Annotated in this window: 16 protein-coding genes and 2 pseudogenes; 6 read left to right on the top strand and 12 right to left on the bottom strand. The window is 47.3% G+C overall.

The features are described 5' to 3' along the window. Both R3187_RS06080 and R3187_RS06075 read right to left on the bottom strand, forming a co-directional pair. A complete protein-coding gene (locus R3187_RS06080) occupies positions 1-366 on the bottom strand; it encodes a cobalt transporter (protein WP_213995630.1) in 366 nt (121 codons plus the stop codon). Positions 367-427: 61 nt separating this feature from the next. After that, positions 428-1333, bottom strand: a complete 906-nt coding sequence (locus R3187_RS06075; protein ID WP_318965803.1) for a cation diffusion facilitator family transporter — start codon at positions 1331-1333, stop codon at positions 428-430. Positions 1334-1406: 73 nt separating this feature from the next. Here R3187_RS06075 and cadR point away from each other — a divergent pair, with 73 nt between their 5' ends. The 6 genes and pseudogenes from cadR (at position 1407) to R3187_RS06045 (ending at position 6695) form a co-directional block, all read left to right on the top strand. Further along, positions 1407-1820 (top strand): Cd(II)/Pb(II)-responsive transcriptional regulator, encoded by a 414-nt coding sequence (gene cadR, locus R3187_RS06070; RefSeq protein WP_213995628.1) that lies wholly within the window; start codon positions 1407-1409, stop codon positions 1818-1820. A 31-nt stretch (positions 1821-1851) separates the two neighbouring features. Next, positions 1852-2760 carry a cation diffusion facilitator family transporter gene (locus R3187_RS06065; RefSeq protein WP_213995627.1) on the top strand — a complete coding sequence of 303 codons (909 nt, stop codon included), beginning with the start codon at positions 1852-1854 and terminating at the stop codon, positions 2758-2760. Position 2761: 1 nt separating this feature from the next. Continuing rightward, entirely contained in the window at positions 2762-3088 is a 327-nt protein-coding gene (locus R3187_RS06060; protein WP_213995626.1) for a YnfA family protein, read from the top strand. A 48-nt stretch (positions 3089-3136) separates the two neighbouring features. Beyond that, positions 3137-3304: pseudogene (locus tag R3187_RS06055) on the top strand (efflux RND transporter permease subunit); the annotation flags it as partial. 318 nt (positions 3305-3622) lie between these two features. Continuing rightward, on the top strand, positions 3623-6172 hold the full coding sequence (locus tag R3187_RS06050; RefSeq protein ID WP_318965802.1) for an NAD-dependent epimerase/dehydratase family protein: 2550 nt from the start codon (positions 3623-3625) through the stop codon (positions 6170-6172). A gap of 289 nt (positions 6173-6461) precedes the next feature. Then, positions 6462-6695, top strand: coding sequence for a hypothetical protein (locus R3187_RS06045; protein ID WP_290622046.1), 234 nt, complete (start codon positions 6462-6464; stop codon positions 6693-6695). 495 nt (positions 6696-7190) lie between these two features. Here R3187_RS06045 and merA read toward each other — a convergent pair. From merA to R3187_RS05990, 10 genes and pseudogenes are all read right to left on the bottom strand, one after another. After that, positions 7191-8975: pseudogene (gene merA / locus R3187_RS06040) on the bottom strand (mercury(II) reductase). 56 nt (positions 8976-9031) lie between these two features. Then, positions 9032-9379, bottom strand: a complete 348-nt coding sequence (locus tag R3187_RS06030) for a mercuric transporter MerT family protein (RefSeq protein ID WP_290622050.1) — start codon at positions 9377-9379, stop codon at positions 9032-9034. Between the two features lie 76 nt (positions 9380-9455). Further along, complete coding sequence (merR, locus tag R3187_RS06025) at positions 9456-9857, bottom strand: Hg(II)-responsive transcriptional regulator (protein WP_318965800.1); 402 nt, start codon at positions 9855-9857, stop codon at positions 9456-9458. A gap of 794 nt (positions 9858-10651) precedes the next feature. Further along, the gene (locus tag R3187_RS06020) at positions 10652-13774 is read right to left on the bottom strand and encodes an efflux RND transporter permease subunit (RefSeq protein ID WP_290622054.1); all 3123 of its coding nucleotides are present in this window, start codon (positions 13772-13774) and stop codon (positions 10652-10654) included. Continuing rightward, positions 13767-15374, bottom strand: coding sequence for an efflux RND transporter periplasmic adaptor subunit (locus R3187_RS06015; protein WP_318965799.1), 1608 nt, complete (start codon positions 15372-15374; stop codon positions 13767-13769). Before R3187_RS06015 ends, R3187_RS06020 begins: the two co-directional genes overlap by 8 nt. A gap of 13 nt (positions 15375-15387) precedes the next feature. Then, the gene (locus R3187_RS06010; RefSeq protein ID WP_318965798.1) at positions 15388-16719 is read right to left on the bottom strand and encodes a TolC family protein; all 1332 of its coding nucleotides are present in this window, start codon (positions 16717-16719) and stop codon (positions 15388-15390) included. Positions 16720-17429: 710 nt separating this feature from the next. Beyond that, positions 17430-19709, bottom strand: coding sequence for a heavy metal translocating P-type ATPase (locus R3187_RS06005; protein ID WP_318965797.1), 2280 nt, complete (start codon positions 19707-19709; stop codon positions 17430-17432). Between the two features lie 84 nt (positions 19710-19793). Then, a complete protein-coding gene (locus R3187_RS06000) occupies positions 19794-20252 on the bottom strand; it encodes an ATPase (RefSeq protein ID WP_290610267.1) in 459 nt (152 codons plus the stop codon). A gap of 43 nt (positions 20253-20295) precedes the next feature. Next, the gene (locus R3187_RS05995) at positions 20296-20577 is read right to left on the bottom strand and encodes a DUF2933 domain-containing protein (RefSeq protein WP_290610269.1); all 282 of its coding nucleotides are present in this window, start codon (positions 20575-20577) and stop codon (positions 20296-20298) included. A 288-nt stretch (positions 20578-20865) separates the two neighbouring features. After that, on the bottom strand, positions 20866-21393 hold the full coding sequence (locus tag R3187_RS05990) for a DUF411 domain-containing protein (RefSeq protein WP_318965796.1): 528 nt from the start codon (positions 21391-21393) through the stop codon (positions 20866-20868). Between the last annotated feature and the right edge of the window lie 6 nt (positions 21394-21399).

Genomic DNA, 21399 nt, shown 5'->3' with positions numbered 1-21399 from the left:
TCAGATATTTGGTGGAGGAACCGGTGGGCGATAGCTAATGAGGTTTAACCCTGGTTGGGTAGCGGCTATAACGCTGTCACGGAAGTTAAGTAGTTCCATGCCCTGAAAAAAAGCGATATAGCAGGAGACATGAGCATGATTACTGTGTTCGTCGGCTTCATGCTCAGAGTTATGTTCAACGTTATGTGCAGTGATTTGCTCACTGCTTACGTCGAAAAGGGTATCTGAGTGGCAGTGTTCATGTTGCAGGTCGGTGTAGGCATGGGCATGATCAGGCAAATGCATAACTAATGCATCACAGGCCATCACGGCATGATTCAGCATAATCAGCAATAGTAATAATAAGCCTGATGTACGACCTGACATAAATCCCTCAGTAAGTTAGCGCCATGGTAGCGCTATTGCAATACAACAACAAGTAACTCTTTTACGCTTTAATTTGCAAGATCCTACGCGCACCATTGAGTACAACTAATCCGATGATGAAACCCACTACCAAGTCTGGGTAAGGTGATCCTGTCCAAATAACCAGTATGCCAGCCAAAATAACGCCAACATTGGCGATAACATCGTTGGCAGAAAAAATCCAACTGGCTTTCATGTGCGCACCGCTTTCTTTTTGTTTATGAATTAGTAGCAGGCATGTCACATTAGCAATCAAAGCAATCGCTCCCATAGTGATCATCAAAGTTGATGCTGGCTCGCTGCCAAAAAGATACCGCCGTATGACCTCGCTAATCGCTCCCAACGCTAAAGCCAATTGAAGCCAGCCAGCAAGTTTTGCGGCATTTAATTTAGTTTTGCTACTTCGCCCGACAGCGTATAGCGCAACTCCGTATACGGCTGCGTCGGCAAACATATCCAGAGAGTCGGCTATTAAACCGGTCGATTGCGCCAACCAGCCAGTCACAAACTCTACCGCAAACATCACAGCATTAATGGCCAGCAACCACTTCAGAATAAAACCCTCCCGTTGCGAACCTGACGCCGTCGATTGGCTGACCTGGATTACTTCCTCTTTTTGTACCGCCCCGGTTTTTGTAAGGGACGCACCCAGCCCTAAGCTATTCATTTTTGCTTCAATTTCATTCGCATTATCAGCGTGAAAAACGCGAACCTGCCTTTGCGGGATATCAAACTGTAACAGAACATCAGACGAAACTGTTTCCAGCGCCATACGTACTAAGCGTTCCTCAGACATGCAATCCATTTTAGGCACCCGGAACTCACTGACGTTGCTATATTTCTCATGAAAACCCGGTGCGTCGGCGCTGTTAGTTACAATGTTGCTCGTGACACTACCCTTAGTATTGTTGCTGTCTTCTGAATTCATTACCGATAAACCTTGGGTTGTTATGGAACCTAGTTTAAAGTCTATAGTAACTATAGAGTCAATAGGCCGCAGCATGATAATAAAAATTGGTGAGCTGGCAAAAATCTCCGACTGTTCTGTGCAAAGTATCCGTCACTATGAAAAGGAGCAGCTTCTTTCGGCGAAAATACGTAGTGATGGCAATTTTCGTCTCTATGATCAGGCCGACATCGAGCGACTGCTATTTATTAAACACTGCCGGAGTTTAGATCTAAGTTTGGGAGAAATTCGTCAGTTACTGAGTTTGAATGACTCGCCAATGTCGCAGTGTGATGATGTCAATCAGATGATTGAGCAGCATATCGAGCAGGTAGAACGCCGGATAGCGGAATTAACACTGCTTAATAAACAATTAAAAGCTCTGCGTCGTAGCTGTACCTCAAAGCGCACGGTTGAGCACTGTGGTATTTTAAAACAATTGAACAAAGCCGTTAGTCAAAACAACTGAGCTATTTTTGGACTAAATGTAGAGGATACTCATGCATCAGCACAATCACTCCCAGCAAAAAGATGAAAGTGACAGTCGCATCGCTATGGCGTTTTTTCTTAATCTGGTATTTACCGTAATTGAGTTTGTCGGAGGTTGGTTAACCAACAGCACGGCAATTATGGCAGATGCGGTACATGATTTAGGTGACTGCTTATCAATTGGTAGTTCTTGGTTATTGAACCGACTTGGCCGTAAGTCTGCAAATCATAAATTTACTTATGGTTATCGCCGGCTCTCATTGTTGGGTGCGTTAGTTAACAGCCTGGTTCTTATTGGCGGATCGGTATGGATATTAACGGAAGCCATTCCACGTCTGTCCGATCCGGTTATGCCAATGACCGAAGGCATGATTGCACTGGCACTTCTTGGTGTAACTGTTAATGGGTATGCCGCTTATCGGCTAAGCAAAGGAAATACACTGAATGAGAAAGTACTGAACTGGCATCTATTGGAAGATGTGCTGGGTTGGGTGGCGGTACTCATTGTGGCCATAGTTCTGCAATTTGTGGACTGGCCTATTTTAGACCCTTTGCTTTCTATTGGTTTCACCTTATTTATTTTGGTTAATGTTTTACGCAACCTCAGCACAACTGCGCGCTTATTTCTGCAAGCAGCGCCAGATAGCAAATTGCAAAATGAAATCCAAGATACTTTGCTGAAAATTGATGAGTTAGACAGCATTCATCACCTGCATCTCTGGTCGCTTGATGGTGAACATCATGTACTCACCGCACATGTGGTAACCGATGCAAGTATAGAATTTACTGCAACTAGTTATGCTGATATCAAACAGCGCATTGCCAACGCATTGGATCAGTTTGATCTAGCACATACCACGATAGAGCTGGAGCTAACACAAGAAAATTGTCGGGATGATGATCCGCATAAGGTGCAGTGAAGTGACCGTCATTACAACGTTAGGTTTATTTATCATTACTGCAATAGCAGAAATTGTCGGCTGCTATTTGCCTTACCTGTGGCTGAAAAAAGGAGCTTCAGCCTGGGTGCTGTTACCTGCTGCAATCAGTCTGGCATTATTTGCCTGGTTGTTAACGCTTCATCCAACGGCTGCTGGGCGTGTTTATGCAGCTTACGGCGGAGTATATGTGACAGTAGCATTAGTGTGGTTATGGGGAGTAGATGGCATTCAACCACACCGCTGGGATCTGGCTGGCGTGGGGCTAATGCTTGCAGGCATGGCAGTGATAATGTTTGCCCCGAGGTGAAGCAAGTTTTATACCGAGTATCCGTTTGAAAGTTAGACAACCGTCTCGACTATCGCTGGACTATTGCCAATTATGATCAGTGACGGCACTGATGCGGAAGTTGTAAGTAGAATTGCAGCACCCATGGTGGGTGGCATCATAAGCGCAGTGGTGCTAACTTTATTGGTGTTGCCTGTAGTGTATTATTTATGGTGCCGACATTCGTTGCTAGGTTAATGTCCCGTTGATATTCATTTGGGGCGCTAAAATGGCGCCCCAAATTTTTTAGCGATCTGATTTGAATAGATTTTAGGATGTACCACTACACCTTATGTCTGTATTAGACAAGAGATTATGGACAAATAACAGATGTCATACTGAAAAATAGACAATACACGAGGTGGAGAAGATATTTTTTAACAAGTTAAATCATGGTATCAGCGGGGCTACTCACGTTCGTGTTCTGGTCTGGGGAAATTTCTTCGACGATCTGGAATAGCTGGTAGGCATCTAAAACTTAGTTTTTCATATGTTCAGTCAATTGGAGGATATTTAATGTCTACAAACCAGTCCATTGATGAGATCGTCATTGTAACTGGAAGTAGTGGCTATATAGGTTCTTCCGTCGTTAAGCGTCTTGCCTTGCATTTCCGTGTTATTGGTTTCGACAGAGAGACCTCGCCTCACCCGCCCAAAGAGGCAGAATGCATCTGTATCGACCTGACTGATAAAATGAGTCTGAATGCTGCGTTTGACCGCATAAGGTCAGCTCATGGGGCTAGAATTGCTTCTATAATCCATCTGGCTTCATACTTTGATCTTACTGGTGAACCCAATCCCGCCTATGATGCAGTGACGCTTGATGGCACACGCAACCTTTTGGAATGTCTGAAGGCATTTAAAGTTGATCAGTTTGTCTTTGTAAGCACAATGCTTGTGCATGCGCCCACTAAACATGGGTACCCTATCAATGAAAGCAGTCCAGTGGATCCGAAGCTTCCATATCGGGAATCGAAGTTGCTCACTGAGAAAATTCTTGAAGAGGAGTCAGGAGACATACCGCTGGTGATATTACGTCCGGCGGGTGTGTATGACGAGGGATGCCATTCAGCATTCCTCAGTCAACAGATTGCCAGGATCTACGAACATCAACTGATCGCGCACCTATATCCCGGATCTTTGTCAACGGGTCAACCCTATTTGCATTTGCAGGATCTGGTACATGCAATAGATAAAGCGGTTTGCAAGCGAAATGACCTGCCCAATACCACAACGATCTTGATTGGCGAGCAGGATGTAATTGGCTATGGAGAGCTGCAGCGGAAGCTGGGACTACTGCTTCATGATGAGGAGTGGACAACGGTGTCGATTACACCGCAGATAGCGCATGCTGGATTGTGGGTTCAGGAAACGATGCTTGATGAGAACGTATTTCAGAAGTCATGGATGATCGACATTGCAAATGATCACTACGAACTGGATATAGGCCGAGCGCAAGAACTACTCGAGTGGACGCCATCGCACAGGCTAGAAGACTCACTACCAGCGATGATCAACCAATTGAAGCAGGACCCCTATGCTTGGTATCAGCAGAATGGGTTGAACGCTGCCCGCGTGACTCATGACAAAATCGAACATGCAGATGAACGGATCGTCGAGCCAGACCCCATCAAAGAGCGACAATCGATGCGGAAGCATGAAAATGCTATGGAGAATATGCACTTCAACATGCTCTGGGTGCATTTTGCCACTATGATGATGGGCATTTGGCTGGCAACCAGCCCATTTGTCTTCGGGACATTCACCGATACCCAGTTTTCAGATATTTTGTTAGGTGTTACCCGGGAGCGCAATCTGTGGGATCTGGATGTCCGAAACCTCCTAACGGCCTGGAACGATTTGATCGTGGGCTTGCTTATTGTACTTTTCGCGGTTCTCTCTCTTTCCAGGCGGGGTGGTCTCGCACAATGGATGAACGCGCTGTTGGGGGTGTGGCTGTTGTTCGCCCCGATTCTTTTCTGGACACCGAATGCCGCCGTTTATGCGAACGACACTTTAGTTGGCTGTTTTGTTATCGCTTTTACGATCTTGATACCAATGATGCCGGGGATGAGTGCACAAAGCATGATGGATGACTCGGAAGTCCCACCCGGATGGAGCTATTCGCCGTCGACCTATCTGCAGAGAATTCCGATGATTGCGTTAGGCCTTTTTGGATTCGTCGTGGCACGAGTACTGGCGGCTTACCAGTTGGGTCATGTTGATTGGGTCTGGGAGCCATTCTTCACGGGTAACAGCGAGCGCAACGGCAGTGAACTCATTATTACGTCAGAGGTATCTAAGGCTTGGCCCATCGCAGATGGCGCGCTTGGAGCGATGGTGTATCTTTTCGAGGTGCTCATGGGCATCATGGGAGGAAGAAGCCGGTGGCGGACCATGCCCTGGATGGTAGTATTATTCGGAATTGCAGTCGTCCCACTTGGTGTTATCAGCATTTATTTCATCATCATCCAACCGATAGTGATCGGCACCTATTGTACGCCCTGTTTGATTACCGCGCTTGCAATGTTGATCATGATCCCCTTTTCCTTGGACGAGCTCGTGGCCATGGGGCAGTTTTTAATTACGAATACGCGTCGCGGGCGACCTTTCTGGCGCGCTTTTTTCAAGGGAGATGCTCTGCCTGGTGGAACTGTCGACACCCGCCCTGATTTCCGGGATTCGCCTAAGGAGGCCTGGTATTCGGCAGTTCGTGGGGTCAACATGCCCTGGACACTTTCAGCTAGCGCGGGATTGGGACTTTGGCTAATGTTCAGTCGTCTGGTATTCGGTACAGACGGGGCTCTTGCGGATAGTGACCATCTCGTCGGTGCGCTGATCATAACCATCGCTATTATCTCGATGGCAGAAGTAGCTCGTCCTGCAAGATTTATTAACTTATTGTTCGGTGTGTGGTTAGTTATCGCGCCATGGATACTAGGTGGAGGACAAATTGATGGCCAAGTATCTACAACACTTGTTGGGATTCTGATATTTGCACTAAGTTTCTCACGTGGTCGTCGTAGCCGTGAACATTACGGTGAATGGGATCGTTACATAGTTTGAAAAACATCTTGTCAATTCGATGCCACTATATCTTAAACGGTATCCAAAATTGTTAGAGCTAACAACCTTGAGTTTTTAACGTGCATTTGGATCAGACGTCACCGCAGCAACGGAATCGAGCAGTGTTATTCTGTTAGCAGGGAGGATACAAGCCTACCAGCAATGAGAGTTGTTTGACGTACAGATCAATGTTCGGCCCGTCGACTTTTATCAGGTTGGTGTCGATCCGTACTTTCGATATCGGCCGGCAGTATTCTCGGATCTATACATATTTAATTGGAGACAACCCATGAAGAATTTAATGCGTTCATTTTTACTTTTAGCATTCACTCTGCTTGCAAACACCTCCCTAGGTGCAGAACAAGTGTCAGGTGGGATGATGCAAAGCTCCGGCATGATGGGCGCTGGATTCATGCTGGCATGCTCTGTGTTGCTGATTTTGCTGTTCGCTACGTTGGTTCTGGCGATACTAAGTATGATTAAATACCTATTCTACAGTAAATCAAAAAAAGAAGTAGATTGATGCTGATCCTTTACTTGGTCAGCTTGACAACTGTGCAGGCCGCCGAAACCGTTGATGCAACACTGTTTAATATACCGGTTGGTGTGTCACTTCAGCGGCCCACATAACTTTCCTGCAGTAGAAGCTTGATAACTTTAGGAAAATATAAAATATGATAAATTGCATGGGAGGCACGATGGGCACTGGAATGATGATAGGCATGGGGTTGATTTGGCTACTGATAGTGGTCATCCTAATCGCGGCAGTGGCCGCCCTTTGGAAGTACTTGCGTTCAGACAAAACGCGGGATAAGTAGGATAAAGCGCTTATATTAAAGCCCGGCTAACGTCGAATGCGTTTGTATTGCTCTGGCGGAAATGAGTGTTGTTAGACGCACAGATCAGCCAACTTATCCCGCCAGCATGTCACAACAAGTGCGCCGTCAATTCAGAATTGGTTGGGCAGGTCGTTATTCGTTCTTGATGCAGGACGGCTCTGCGAGGTCCCTTTAGTTGATTACCCGGCACAGCAGGAGAGTTTTTTAACATCCCTGTTAAAAGTCTGGGCGCAAAGTTTCAATCCTTCCACCATTGTCAGGTAGGGAAATAGTTGATCGGCCAGCTCGGTGACAGTCATACGATTGCGAATGGCCAGGGCTGCACTTTGAATAAGTTCACCGCCTTCGTGGGCAAGAATTTGTGCACCAATCAGTCGTCCGCTAGTCTTTTCAATCACCAGCTTGATAAATCCGTCGGTTTCGAAATTGGCCAAGGCGCGCGGAACGTGCACCATGTCCAGCACACGACTGTCGGTTGTAATACCTTGGGTTTTGGCTTGTTCTTCTGTGAGTCCAACGGTCGCCACTTGTGGATCGGTAAAGATGACAGCAGGCATGGTCGACAGGTCCAGCATGGCGTCGCCACCCGTCATATTGATCCCAGCACGGCTACCAGCGGCTGCGGCGACATAGACGAATTGCGGCATGTTGCAGCAATCTCCGGCGGCGTAAATACCGGGAACATTCGTTTCCATGCGCTTGTTTACAACAATTTCGCCTTTTTTATTGGTCCTGATACCCACTGCGTCCAATTTAAGTTGGCCGGTATTGGCGTGTCGGCCGGTGCTTACCAGTAATCGATCGCAGCGCAGAGCTCCGGCGTTAGTCTCTAATGTAAATTGACTGCCATCGTGGTTAACTTTAGTAGCTTGCATATTGGTTAAAACACGAATGCCTTCTTTTTCAAAACAGGCAGTGAGCTTTTCACCCAGTAACGGATCGCTTCGATACAGCAGAGTATGCCTAGCCAATACAGTGACTTCACTGCCTAAGCGGCGATAAGCCTGGGCAATTTCTAATGCGACGACCGATGAACCAATCACTATCAGGTGCTGCGGCAATTCCTTGGCAAAAAGTGCTTCAGTAGAGGTCCAGTAAGGCGTTTCAGCCAATCCATCAATGTGAGGGATAGTCGGCGTAGAGCCTGTGGCAATCAGGATTTTATCGGCGTGAATCTCCTGCGCGGTTCCATCGTTTTCTCTGACTAACAGAGTGTTTGCATTTTTAAAATGCGCCCAGCCTTTAAGTAAATTAAGCGCCGGGTTTGTCTCCAGAATATCCTGGTACTTTGTCACGCGCAGCTCTTCGACCCGAGCGGTTTGTTGCTGGGCTAACAAAGCGCGGCTCAATTGAGGCGCATGATTTTCCAATCCGGCAAAGGGATTAATGCGTTGCTGCTGAGCCAATTGAGCGGCGCGGATCAGAATTTTTGAGGGTACGCAGCCGACGTTGACACAACAGCCACCAATGACGTCAGCACCTTCAATTAGGGTGACCTTGGCACCACCTTCAGCGGCTTTGATAGCACAGGCAAAAGCGCCGGAGCCACTGCCGATAATAACGACGTCTAGAGGTCTGTTACTTGAATCTTCGCCCTCACAACAGGAATCTGGTACTTTGTTTTCTGGTAAAGGGTTTTCTTTTGTTTTGTAACCCCGTGTTTTAGTCGTCTGTGAACAGGTCATTCTTTATTCCTTGATGGTTGACGGATAACCCGCGTTAGTAGTGGCTTCGATCAGTACTTTTACTGTGGTTTTTTCGTCGTCAAAGGTGACTACTGCTAACTTAGTTTCAAAGGTGACTTCAGCTTTACTGACGCCCTCAACATTTCTCAACGCCTTCTTGACCGTATACGGACAGGTCAAACAGTTCATGGTGGGCACTTCCAGAGTCACGGTTGTCGGCGCAGCAAAAGCGTTCAAGCTAGACAAGGCCATCAAAGACAACAAGGCAGTTTTCTTCATCATTTTTCTCCAATAACGTATAAGTAAACAAATAAAAATGAGCGGTGACAAAGTAGTCAGGCCAACCAGATAATCCAATAATTACTGGTAACTAACACCAACGCGGTAAGGGTCGTTAACCAGAAAATCACCCGCCGGCGTTTTCGAGCTTGAGGAACTGCACAAGCGGTGCCTGGCTCGCACGCCTCAACGGGGCGATAGACCTTCCAGCCTGCGAAGCCAAATAGGGTTAGAACCAGCAAGACAAAAACAGGACGATAAGGCTCTAACAAGGTTAAATTACCAATCCAGGAGCCACTTACGCCTAGCAGCAACAAAACGAGAGGACCTGCACAGCATAAACTTGCACCTATGGCAGCTGTAATTCCGCCGATTATTGGAAAATCAGAATCGTTTTTTAACATGACTCACTTCACGAGATGTGTTTCAGTACGGTGAGTTTAAATACCGTACTATGGTACGGAGTCAAGAAAAAACAAGCTAAAAGCGTCTTCCATCCTCAGGGAGTAAGGAATCGATTATGGGACAATGTGCTTGATTTGGATTAGTGGTGCATTGGTTTATTAAATTATTTAGAACCAACTCCAAGCGACGCAAATCGGCCATCTTGGCACGAACACCTGTAAGCTTTTGGGAAGCCAAATCTTGTACTTCTCGACAAGGAGCATCATTTAAGGTCCGCAGATTGGATATTTCTTCCAGAGTAAACCCCAGCTCCTGTGCACGCTTGATAAATATAATTCTATTTAGGGTTGTCACAGGATAGCGACGATAACCCCCGGTTGGTTTATCAGGTTGTTCGATAAGACCACGCCGCTCGTAATAGCGGACTGTCTCGACATTGACACTTGCTGAATTGGCCAATTGACTGATCGTGTACATAGGTAGCTTCACTCTTCGTACTTAAGTACGGAGCATTCTAATCTGAAAAGCAGTTGAATCCAAAAATTCACTGCTTATTTAAAAGTTTAGCTAAACTTGTCCGTTCAATCAGCGGTATGATTTCCAGTTCAATTGACTCCTTTTCGCTTATTCAAGGTTTTTGGTCTGCTAACCGATATATGCTTGCTGTCAATACAAGTAGGACGACGGCACAACACCTTTGCCAACACACGCTTGGTTTGAGTATCAGTACAAGGTCCGTTTTAATTGTTGCCCTTTTTGCAAAAGGGTCTCAGCTTGCTCTGATATGTGGCTGCTGTGGTCGCAGAGTCGTCAGCTGTTGCTCCATTAGCTCAATGCATTGGTGTTCAACTGTATAAATGCGCGGCCTTGGCTACTGTCGTCGCAGCTAAAACCACAGTCTATTAGCGGTATGTTACTGCCCATTAATGATCGCAGTGTCCGTGCTAAATCGATCTGACTGGCTACCGGCTTCATGCGCTTGGGTGAAATTGTAAAAGAGGCAAATCACATTGAAACTTGCCATGACGCGATTTATGCTTGTGTACGATGACTTAGTGTAGTCATGATAAACAGTTATTTAAACGAAATATTTTATCGCCTTTTTCTCTTAAACACGCTGAATTTATCCGCCTTCAGCAGCTTACAGGTAAAAATCAACAAACACCGAAAACAGTTCGTTCCGGTGTTTGTGAAGTAATTTAATAGTGTCAAGCATCCCTTAATTTCTTTCGACCATAATACTAGCTGATGGGTAGTCAAATGAAATATTCCTACATCTCCAACGAACGGGTCCGCCAAAGATAGTACACGACGGGTAGTACCAATAATGTTAAAACCACAGCACTCACCATTCCGCCAATCATAGGCGCCGCAATCCGGCTAACAACTTCCGCACCTGTTCCGGAACTGAGCATAATGGGCAGCAATCCAGCGATAGTGGAGACAGTGGTCATCATTACGGGTCTTACACGAAGTCCTGCGCCCTGTGTCACGGCTTCGAGCAAATCTTGTTTTAATGGTGTCACTCCACGCTCACGGCATTTATCTATCAATTGGTGATACGCTTGGTTGAGATAAGTCAACATGATGATACCTATTTCTACCGTAACCCCCGCCAGTGCAATAAAACCAACCGCAACTGCGACAGAAAAATTATAGCCAAGCAGGTACATGAACCAGATAGATCCAATGACAGCCAGTGGTAACGTTCCCAATATAATGGCTATTTCAGTAAAGTTACGAAAATTCATGTATAACAGAATGATTATGATGGCAAGCGTCAAAGGAACCACATAGGTCAGTTTCTCTTTGGCACGCTGCATGTATTCGTACTGACCAGACCAGCTCACCGAGTAGCCTGCCGGTAAATCTAGCTGCTGCTCAACCGTTGCCATGGCACTTTGTACATAGCTACCTACATCCACCCCTTCAATATCTACAAAGGTCCAGCCATTCAGCCTGGCGTTCTCGCTCTTGATCGCTGGCGGACCATCCTCCACATAGACATTGGCCACATCTGCGAGCGCAATCCGTTGGCCGCTGGGCGTGACGATGGGCAGCAGCGCAAGCTGTTCTGGCGAGTCTCGATAGTCCTGTGGGTAGCGTAGATTGATTGGATAACGCTCCAGCCCCTCAATGGTCTGCGCCACATTCATTCCCCCAATGGCCGTGGCTATTACCTGCTGAACATCAGCAATATTGAGGCCATAACGCGCCGCTTGTGCACGCTGAATATCTACCTTGATATAACGCCCACCGGCCACCCTTTCGGAATACACCGAGGCTGTGCCGGGTACATCCTTGAGGATCTGTTCAAGTCGCTGACCAATCTTCTGAATTTGTCGCAAGTCTTTACCCGCCACCTTGATGCCTACCGGCGTCTTGATACCGGTGGCTAACATGTCAATGCGGGTCTTAATCGGCATCACCCAGGCGTTGGTCAGGCCCGGAAACTTCACCAGCGCGTCCAGTTCCTTTTTAAGCTTTTCCGTGGTCATGCCTTCGCGCCATTCTTCTTTTGGTTTGAGCTGAATGAACGTCTCAATCATGGTCAGCGGAGCTGGATCTGTGGCTGTCTCCGCTCGGCCAATTTTGCCAAACACGGTTTTTACCTCAGGCACTGTCGCGATCAACTTGTCCGACTGCTGTAGCAATTCTCTGGCTTTGCCGATAGAGATCCCCGGATAAGTGGTCGGCATATACATTAAATCACCTTCATCCAGATCGGGGATAAATTCACTACCAATTTTGTTAACGGGCCAGATCCCAACGAGGAAAATCACAACCGCCATGGAAAGTGTGATTTTCGGAAATCGTAATACGGTTTTAAGCAGGGGCATGTACCCAGCAATCAGTACTCTATTAATGGGATTTTTATTTTCAGCTACCACCTTGCCTCTGATGAAATAGCCCATCAAAACAGGTACTACGGTAATAGCAAGCGCGGCGCTGGCTGCCATTGCATAGGTTTTGGTAAAAGCCAACGGGCTGAACATCCGACCTTCCTGAGCCTCCAAGGTGAACACTGGCACAAAGCTTACAGTGATAATTAGCAGACTAAAAAATAGTGCAGGACCGACTTCACTAGCTGACTCGGCCACGATTCTCCAACGGTTCTCTGGCGTCAAAGGCGTACGTTCCATATGCTTATGCATGTTTTCGATCATGACAATCGCGCCATCTATCATGGCACCTATCGCAATTGCAATACCGCCTAAAGACATTATATTGGCATTAAGGCCTTGCCAATACATCACGATAAAAGCCGTAAGAATACCTAGTGGCAGACTAATGACCGCCACCAGTGATGACCTGACATGAAACAGAAAGATGACACAGATCAGCGCCACAATAGCGAGTTCTTCCGCCAGACTTCTCCACAAACTGCCAATGGCGCGAGATATCAATCCGGAACGATCATAAACGGTAACAACCTCCACGCCTTCGGGCAATCCCGCCGTGAGTTTTTCCAGTTTGGTCTTGACCCCATCAATGGTTTTCTGGGCGTTCTCACCGAAACGCATCACTACAATACCACCCACCACTTCACCTTCGCCGTTCAACTCGGCGATACCACGGCGCATTTGCGGCCCCAACTCAATATCCGCCACGTCCTTGAGCAACAGCGGCGTACCGTTAACATCCAACCCTAATGGAATGTTGGCCAGATCATCGATCCCCCTGATGTAACCGTTTGCCCGCACCATGTATTCGGCTTCAGCCATTTCCACCACTGAGGCGCCCACTTCCTGATTGCCGCGCTGGATCGCCATCTGAATATGGGACAGGGGGATACTGAAAGCACGCAGTTTTTCAGGGTTCACTTTCACTTGGTATTGTTTGACCATGCCGCCAAGCGTCGAGACTTCGGAAACACCTGGTACGGTTTGCAGCTCGAATTTCAGGAACCAGTCCTGCAGGCTGCGCAACTGACTGAGGTCATGCTTGCCGGTACGATCCACCAGCGCGTAGAGATAAACCCAGCCAACTCCGGTAGCGTCCGGCCCCAGTTGCGGCCGGGCGCTTGGCGGCAATGTCGGCGCAACTTGAGACAGATACTCCAGCACCCTGGAACGTGCCCAGTAGGCATCGGTATCCTCGTCAAAAATGACATACACGTAGGAATCGCCAAAAAAGGAATAACCGCGCACGGTAACCGCACCAGGTACCGACAACATGGCTGTAGTCAGTGGGTACGTGACCTGATCCTCCACCACCTGCGGCGCCTGCCCAGGAAAACTGGTCTTAATAATGACCTGTACATCGGACAGATCGGGGATGGCGTCCACCGGGGTGTTTTTAAGCGAATAGAGACCTATCCCCACCAACATCAAAGTAGCCAGCAACACGAAGAAACGGTTACCGATGGACCAACGGATTATCGACTCAATCATGATTGTGCTCCTTCTGATCATGTTCACCGTGGTTCATGCCTCGCTGTTCTCTGTGCTCCGGCATCGACATATCTCCGTGATCCATTTCTGTAGGCATGTTTTCATTGCCTTGGTCATCGGGAATATGTACTAGACTAATTTGGTATTCCCCATTGTTGTTATTGATGATCTGCACATGCAGGTGCATTCCCTGTTTGAGCTCATCCATATCTACAGCGTCTGCGACGAAGAAATCCATGGTCATAGCAGGCCACTGCCACTCAGGAATGGCCTCATGTTCAAGCGATAACATTCTATGCTCTGCCATCACACCGACAATGCGAGCCGCTACCCAAACCGGCTGTTTTAGATTTGCAGGCTCAGCATTATAATTATGTTCATCACTCTCTTGCTCATACTGAGTCATACGCAGGAAATCGGACGTTTTACTGGACTCAGAATCAATCAGAAACTGAGCAGAAGTTACAATATGCTCTCCCTCGTTTAGACCGGTTAATATCTCCACTTGCTGCTCAGCTATTCGTCCAACAGTAACTGCTATAGATTTAAATTTTCCTTCACCTAGTGCCAACACCACTCGGGACTGACTGCCGGTGCGAATCAGTGCCTCTCGGGGTATTAGCAATGCTTCAGCTTCTGATTGAGTCTCAATAAAAAGCTGGGCGAACATGCCCGGTTTTAAAACAACATCAGGATTAGGGAGACCAACACGAATCTGAGCAGTACGCGTTTGAGTATCCAAAGAGGGATAAACGTAATCTATCTTTCCCTGCCATTCACGGCCTGGCACGTAGTCCAGACGCACAGTTACAGGATCACCCTCGCCAATGAGGCTTGCCTGGCGTTCAAATACCTCACCAATGATCCAGATATGTTCCAGCTTACCAATACTCATCAAGCTCATACCGGGTTTGACATACATTCCCTCACGGACTGCCAGATTATCTACTACACCGGATTGTGGAGAGTTGATAGTGATAGTTCGGCTAACCTTCAGCGTCTTTTTTAACTTTTCAATGTCCTCTTTTGCCAACTGAAGAGCTAGTAATCGTTCTGTTGCGGCGTCGATCAATACTCTATTGTTGCGCTTCAATGCCAGCAATAATTCTTCCTGGGCATTAACCAACGTAGGCGAATACAGTGCAAACAAAGGCTCATCTTGTACAACTGGATCGCCTGCTGCTTTGGTATATAAGCGTTCAATCCATCCCTCGACACGGGGGCTTACATGCACCAATTGGTTTTCATCATATTGCACATAACCAACAGTGTTTACTTGTAAATCCAGCTGTCCTCTTTGAACTTCAGCGGTACGAACTCCAAGATTATTAATTACCTCTGGTGAAATTTTAATGGTGCCAGCTTCGTCTTCGCCTGCGCCGTCTTCAAACACCGGAATAAGATCCATACCCATAGGCGACTTGCCGGGTTTGTCACGCTTATAGTTTGGATCCATCGGTGCCACCCAGTAAAGCGGCTTACGGTCACCACCGGCTGCTGTCGTCTCACTATCATTTGGGCTATTTAACAACCAGACAACAGAGGCGCCTATCAGTGCTCCGACAGTTGCACTCAGCAATATTTTGGTTAATGTATTCATTTTTAGAAATCCTTTAAAACGGTTTCGCTGGCTGTGCATCGTCGAATGACGCCTCGGCGAGTAGATAATTAATTTGAGCGATTATTTTTTGACGTTCCACAGCGATGGCAAGGGCGTCAATCCTCGCGTTAAGTTCGGCAATCCGAGCTCGGACTGCTTCTGCAAAGTCTCCATCATCGTTGTTGTAGGCTGTCAGCGAAACCGCTGCTTGATCAGCCATTTGTGGTAGCAGCTTATCAATATATAGCGCCTGGCGTTCATCGAGACGAGTCAGTTGTACCCTCGCATTTTCCAGTTCTGCCATCAGCCGACGACCAAGCAATTGCTTTTCGGTTTTGATTGCCTCGGTTCGATTCATGGCGGCGCTGACTTCCTTGTCCTGTCGGTTACCAGTGAAAATTGGCAAATCGAAGGTTACGCCGACGGAGAACAGATCGGCTCGGTCGCGCCCCACGGGATCGTTGTCGCGATAACCGTATTGGACGGACAGGCCCCATTCGGGCTTGTATTTCTGCTTGGCCAAATCGACACCGGTTTGCGTCGCGTTGATACGCTGTTCCAGCGCCCGCAACGCCGGATGATGACGGATCCATTGATAGTGCGTATCTTCGTTGGTTCTTTTAATAGTGGTTGCAGACAGTTGCCTGGAAAGAGACTGCGTCGGCAGTACCTGAGCCAAAGGGAACATAGCAGGCGCGCCAATCCATTCAGACAGGCGTTTCTGTGCGGATTGCTGTTGCTGCCTGAGCATCGTCAGTCTGTCTTCGAGACGAGTCAGCTCCAACTGCGCACGGATCACGTCCTGCTGACGTGCCCGCCCCAGCGCCGAAGAATAACCAGCTTCAGCGGCATCCACCAGTTGCTCGAAGAGTGCGCGATCATGTTCGATCAGCCGGATACTCTCCTGAGCTTTGAAGGCCTCCAGCCACAACTGGCTGACCATAGCGCTTACCTTGGCCTTGCGATCCAACCTTAGCAGTGGATGTTGCTCGGCTAGTTGCTGCTTTTGGTGCTGGGCGAGCGCAAGGCTATCGCCCCGTGGAAACATCTGGCTGACCCCTACCGACAACTGGGTCATGGCTTCCTGGTTCAAATCGAAAGTGTCCACGGGGAAATTGCCCGCCATCAAGCTCACTCGTGGGTCCGGTAAAGTCGCCGCGGCTATCGCTTCATCATTGAGAGCCTCCTGAGTGAACTGGCTTCCCGTAAGCCAGGGATCAGCATCTACGGCAAGTGCAACCGCCTGCTCCAACTTCAGTGGCTCAGGAAACGTCTGAGCATACCCAATAACATTGCTGACGCTTAGCGACAAAACGACAAAGAAAGTAACATTTGACAGGTTCATTAGTGCCTCCAAAACAATTTAACAAAAAGCAAACTAACCACTAACGAAGCGACATGCTCTCATTATTAGTGTTAGCAAAATACTTTGCAGTATGCCTTTCTCAAACGTATTAAAATCAAGTGATTTAGGTTATTGGCGGTCTTAATAGCGGAAAATAAGGTGAAGGAGGAACTGCTTGATTATCAGCAAAATAAGTTGTGACCGACGTAAATTGCTGGGTGAACATGCTTACTGGCGGCGGGGAAATTAGCGGAATACCACTAATCATGCAATTTGCATCAAGTTGGCAATCTGTACAACAACCTCGCTCAGACTGGTTGATTAAAAGATTGTGAAGGATAGCCGAATGCTCTGATTCTGCTTGGTGTTGAGAGGTTGCAATGGTAAGCCCTATCTGCTCAGGAAACATAGTACACGAATCAAAGCCATTGGCTAACGCTTCCCTGGTAAGGAAAGTGATTAATATTAGCCAAAAAAACCATGAAGCTTTACGCAAAACGTTTCTCACTTATAATATGTTTGTATTAATATCAGAATACCCAATTTCACAAAAGAATTGATATGCAAGCCTGTCCATTATGTGTTGACGGCTTTATGTGGCGACTCAGGGCCCATCAATTATAACTTATCAATTTTAGATGGCGTATCACCAAATTGATTTTGCCTACGCGGCGTGATGTTTAAGATCACGCATCTTTAAATTTTAACGTTCAAGACACTATTTTTCGTTTAAATTGCTGTTTTAGCAGTAATGAATTACCAATTACTGATAATGAACTGGCGGTCATTGCCACGACCCCAATCATCGGGTGTAATAAACCAATCGCAGCAATCGGGATAGCTGCAATGTTATAGGCACTGGCCCAAATCAGGTTTTGCACAATCTTATTAAAGGTCGCCTTTGATAGATGCATCGCATCAACCACGCCAGTTAGCTCGCCCCGTACCAGGGTTACATCGGCCGCTTCGATGGCGACATCAGCTCCTGCGCCAATAGCAATTCCGACATTTGCTTGTTTTAGCGCGGGGGCATCATTAATGCCATCACCCACCATCGCCACGTAGTTGCCATATTTTTTTTGTAGTTCACGCACCGCATCGACTTTGCCGGCGGGTAGCACACCCGCCTGCACTTCATCGATGCCAACCTCATTAGCCACAGCGCGTGCCGCACGTTCATTATCGCCAGTGATCATCACCACATGCAGGCCCAGCTCATGCATGCCACGAATGGCAGCAACTGACTCCCTCTTAATGGTATCGGCCACGGCGACAACACCACAGGCTTTACCGTCAACCGCAACCAGCACAGCGGTGCGGCCACGCCCTTCCAGCTCATCTAACTCTTGATCCAGCGCTTGGAGGCCTATGACGCCCTCTTCATCGAGCAATTTGCGGTTTCCGATCAGTACAAAAGCACCCGCAACCATACCAGACACTCCTCGGGCGCCGGTAGAGCGAAATTCAGTAACCTCGCCAGGTTTTACATTGCGTTCGCGTGCACCCTCAACAATCGCCCGGGCAATTGGGTGTTCCGACGCATTTTCAACCGTAGCGGCCCATTGCAACAATTGTTGCTCGGTCACACCATCAGCGGTTGTCAATTCGGTCAGTTTGGGTTCACCACGGGTAATAGTGCCGGTTTTATCCAGTACTATCACTCTAATGTCTTTAAAGGTCTGAATCGCTTCACCGGATCGAATCAAAATGCCTCGTTCTGCGCCAATCCCTGAGCCAACCATTAACGCTGTCGGGGTAGCCAGGCCTAACGCACAAGGGCAAGCAATAACCAATACGGCAATGGCCGATAGTATCGCCAACACTGTCGTGCTTGCACTTGGGTCGACCCAGGGTAGAAAACCGGCCCCCCACTCCAGCATAGGCCGCAAGCTATCAGCAGCCAATAACCAAACAATCAGGCTGCCAAGCGAAATAAATAACACGATAGGAACAAAGCGGCCCGTCATGCGGTCTGCAAATTCCTGAATAGGCACCCTCGAGCCCTGAGCCTGCTCCACTAATTTAATAACCTGAGATAAGAACGTATCGCCGCCCACTTTGGTGACTTTTACCCGCAACCGACCTTCTTTATTAATAGTAGCACCGATGACATTATCGCCTGCTGCCTTATACACCGGCACTGATTCACCAGTGGCTATAGATTCGTCCAGATGGCTCTCTCCATCCAGTACTTCGCCGTCTGTTGGTACCTTATCACCAGGACGGATGAGCATCACATCGCCAGGTTTTAACTCCTTGACCGGTATCTCCAGCTCTGCGCCGTCGCGTTCTATGCGGGCGATTTTGGCGCCCATAGTCAATAACTTACGGATAGCCTGAGAGGCTCGGCCTTTCGCCTTGGCTTCCAGAAAACGTCCAAGCAAGTGAAAGGTCATGATGGTGGCAGCCATTTCGATAAAAGAAGTCATACTATAAAAAAAGCCGACCAGGCCAATCAGATAAGGTGGAATTGAGCCAAGTGAAATCAGCACGTCCATATTAAACGTGCGGTTGGTCAGTGAGCGCCAGGTAGAATTATGAGTTGCCGCACCGCCAAACAAAAATACCACAGGAAAAGCCAGCAACGCGACAATAGCTAGGTAGCCGGGAATGGGTTGCCAGAACATATGTGGCACCATCAGCAGCATAATCAATGAAGTGGGAATGCCCGCTATCCAAAGTCGTTTACGGGCTTGGGTTAAATACGCTGCGTCAATTTCAGCGTCGTGACCGGTGTCAGCATCATCGTCAGCGGACACTTGTGCCACATCGTAGCCTGCTTTTTCGACGGCAGCGCGGATATCATTCAGAGTTAATACCTTTGCGTTATAGCTGAGGTGCACGCGATGCGCTGCAATATTAGTGCTAATCTCACCAATACCTTTTAGCCGCTTCAAAGATGTTTTCACAATCCCGGCGCAGTGATCCGATCCCATGCCCGGCACCGTTAGCCGTGCCTGACTTCTTTTTTCCAGTGCTGCACTGCTCATGACGTTTCCTTCAGAGGTGACTAAAAATTAACCTAGCTAAAACTTCAAGATTAGCATTCCAAACCTAAACGAAAAGGTGGTTAGTTACAGATCGCTCATTCGGCCAGTCTGCCTGGACAGCCGCATGGCTTCATGCTCTTCCATTGCCAGTAACGAACCCAGCAATGCTTTCGCTTCAGGAATATCAGCCCTCGCTTCAATATCCCGGTAAAGCTCTATAACCTGTTGATGATAATCAAATACCTCGTTACAGATTTCATCAAAACCAAGGCTTGCATAGTGGCTATCACAAGTTCGGTGTGACTGTATGGGCTGATGGCAAAGATAGTCATAAATGTAAGTTTTCAGAACTTTAGGTGCAGCCTGCTGTTCGAATAATTTCAGCATATGCTCAATTTTTGCTTCATGCTCAGCCAGGTAGTCAAGCAATATTCTGGCCTGCTGTTGTTCATTCTTAGTAGCACAGTGAGCAAGACACAATGCCAAGTGTTGATGCAGCTGACGGGTCCATTCTATCAGGTCTGAAAAGGTTTTAATTTCCATGTCGTGCGCCTCACAATTACTGCTCAAGCTTAAAGTTAATAAATCATTGCTGCGGTTTAGAATGTTGAGAACACTGTTTTTTTCCTTCTTCAAGCCCCCGATGATAAGCCTCGTTTGAATCCGGGGAAGTATTGTTTTGATTAGATCCACTATGGCTCTTGTGCATAAAAACGTGCATCAGCGGGCATAGCAATAAAATAAGATAGGGTAAATAAGGCAAAAAGTGACTACCATGCTCGACAAATAGGAAATACAGTGCTGATGCAACTAAAAACAGTACAATGAGACCATGAAGACTGAGCCAATTTGTTGATCTTGCTGACATGAAATAACTCCTCATAAGTTTTAGAGAGACAAGTACGTAAAAAATTTTGAATTTTTCACATCCATCCTACAGATCAAACATTCAATATTTGTCAGACTAACAAACAGGAGTATAAACCTGAATGTGGCTAAAAAATTGATCTAAAACAAAGGGACGCTCCTTGGCAAAACTATTTTTTACAAAGACATCAACCCGAGCAAACAGCGCGTAGATATAGAAAGCCATTCTGGTAGCACTGGATGAAACAGATTACCCCGCTACACCTGTTGCATCTGGCCAATGTGCATACTACTGCTGGCTGGCTGCACTGACATGAACATACACGCTACTGCTGCCATCCTTCATCAACATGATGATGTCATACGGCATAAAGCTATCACCTACTTCCATTCCCGGAGAACCCATTGGCATAGCGGGTACGGTGAGGCCAAGCGCGTCGGGATGTGACTCAGCTAAAAATTGCCTGATATACCTGGCAGGAATATGGCCCTCAAACACAAAGCCCTGTTCTGAAACGGCCGTATGGCAGGAATAATGTTCAGGCTTAATGCCATAGCGTTTTTTTATGCCTGTTAAATCATCATAATTCTCTGCAGCAGACACGATATTGTTCTGTTCCAGATGCGATATCCATTTTTTACAGCAACCGCAACTGGGTGTTTTGTATATCGTTAATGTGATTGCTGGCAAAACACTGTCGGTAACCGGCGCTGAAACCTGCACTACTTTATCTACTGCTGGATCTACTGCAGGTTCGGTGCAAGCCACCAATAACAGCGGCACCAACAGCATTAGCGAAGTAATTTTGATTGTCATCCGTAG

Source organism: Arsukibacterium sp. (genome assembly GCF_033721375.1).
Taxonomy (GTDB): domain Bacteria; phylum Pseudomonadota; class Gammaproteobacteria; order Enterobacterales; family Alteromonadaceae; genus Alishewanella.
The sequence above is the reverse complement of the archived record's forward strand: the minus strand, read 5'-3'. Positions and strand labels throughout refer to the sequence as shown.

Bases quoted from the DNA above. Each gene is read 5' to 3' on its own strand.
- R3187_RS06080 (WP_213995630.1), bottom strand. From the start codon at position 366: ATGTCAGGTCGTACATCAGGCTTATTATTACTATTGCTGATTATGCTG.
- R3187_RS06075 (WP_318965803.1), bottom strand. From the start codon at position 1,333: ATGAATTCAGAAGACAGCAACAATACTAAGGGTAGTGTCACGAGCAAC.
- cadR (WP_213995628.1), top strand. From the start codon at position 1,407: ATGATAATAAAAATTGGTGAGCTGGCAAAAATCTCCGACTGTTCTGTG.
- R3187_RS06065 (WP_213995627.1), top strand. From the start codon at position 1,852: ATGCATCAGCACAATCACTCCCAGCAAAAAGATGAAAGTGACAGTCGC.
- R3187_RS06050 (WP_318965802.1), top strand. From the start codon at position 3,623: ATGTCTACAAACCAGTCCATTGATGAGATCGTCATTGTAACTGGAAGT.
- R3187_RS06045 (WP_290622046.1), top strand. From the start codon at position 6,462: ATGAAGAATTTAATGCGTTCATTTTTACTTTTAGCATTCACTCTGCTT.
- R3187_RS06030 (WP_290622050.1), bottom strand. From the start codon at position 9,379: ATGTTAAAAAACGATTCTGATTTTCCAATAATCGGCGGAATTACAGCT.
- merR (WP_318965800.1), bottom strand. From the start codon at position 9,857: ATGTACACGATCAGTCAATTGGCCAATTCAGCAAGTGTCAATGTCGAG.
- R3187_RS06020 (WP_290622054.1), bottom strand. From the start codon at position 13,774: ATGATTGAGTCGATAATCCGTTGGTCCATCGGTAACCGTTTCTTCGTG.
- R3187_RS06015 (WP_318965799.1), bottom strand. From the start codon at position 15,374: ATGAATACATTAACCAAAATATTGCTGAGTGCAACTGTCGGAGCACTG.
- R3187_RS06010 (WP_318965798.1), bottom strand. From the start codon at position 16,719: ATGAACCTGTCAAATGTTACTTTCTTTGTCGTTTTGTCGCTAAGCGTC.
- R3187_RS06005 (WP_318965797.1), bottom strand. From the start codon at position 19,709: ATGAGCAGTGCAGCACTGGAAAAAAGAAGTCAGGCACGGCTAACGGTG.
- R3187_RS06000 (WP_290610267.1), bottom strand. From the start codon at position 20,252: ATGGAAATTAAAACCTTTTCAGACCTGATAGAATGGACCCGTCAGCTG.
- R3187_RS05995 (WP_290610269.1), bottom strand. From the start codon at position 20,577: ATGTCAGCAAGATCAACAAATTGGCTCAGTCTTCATGGTCTCATTGTA.
- R3187_RS05990 (WP_318965796.1), bottom strand. From the start codon at position 21,393: ATGACAATCAAAATTACTTCGCTAATGCTGTTGGTGCCGCTGTTATTG.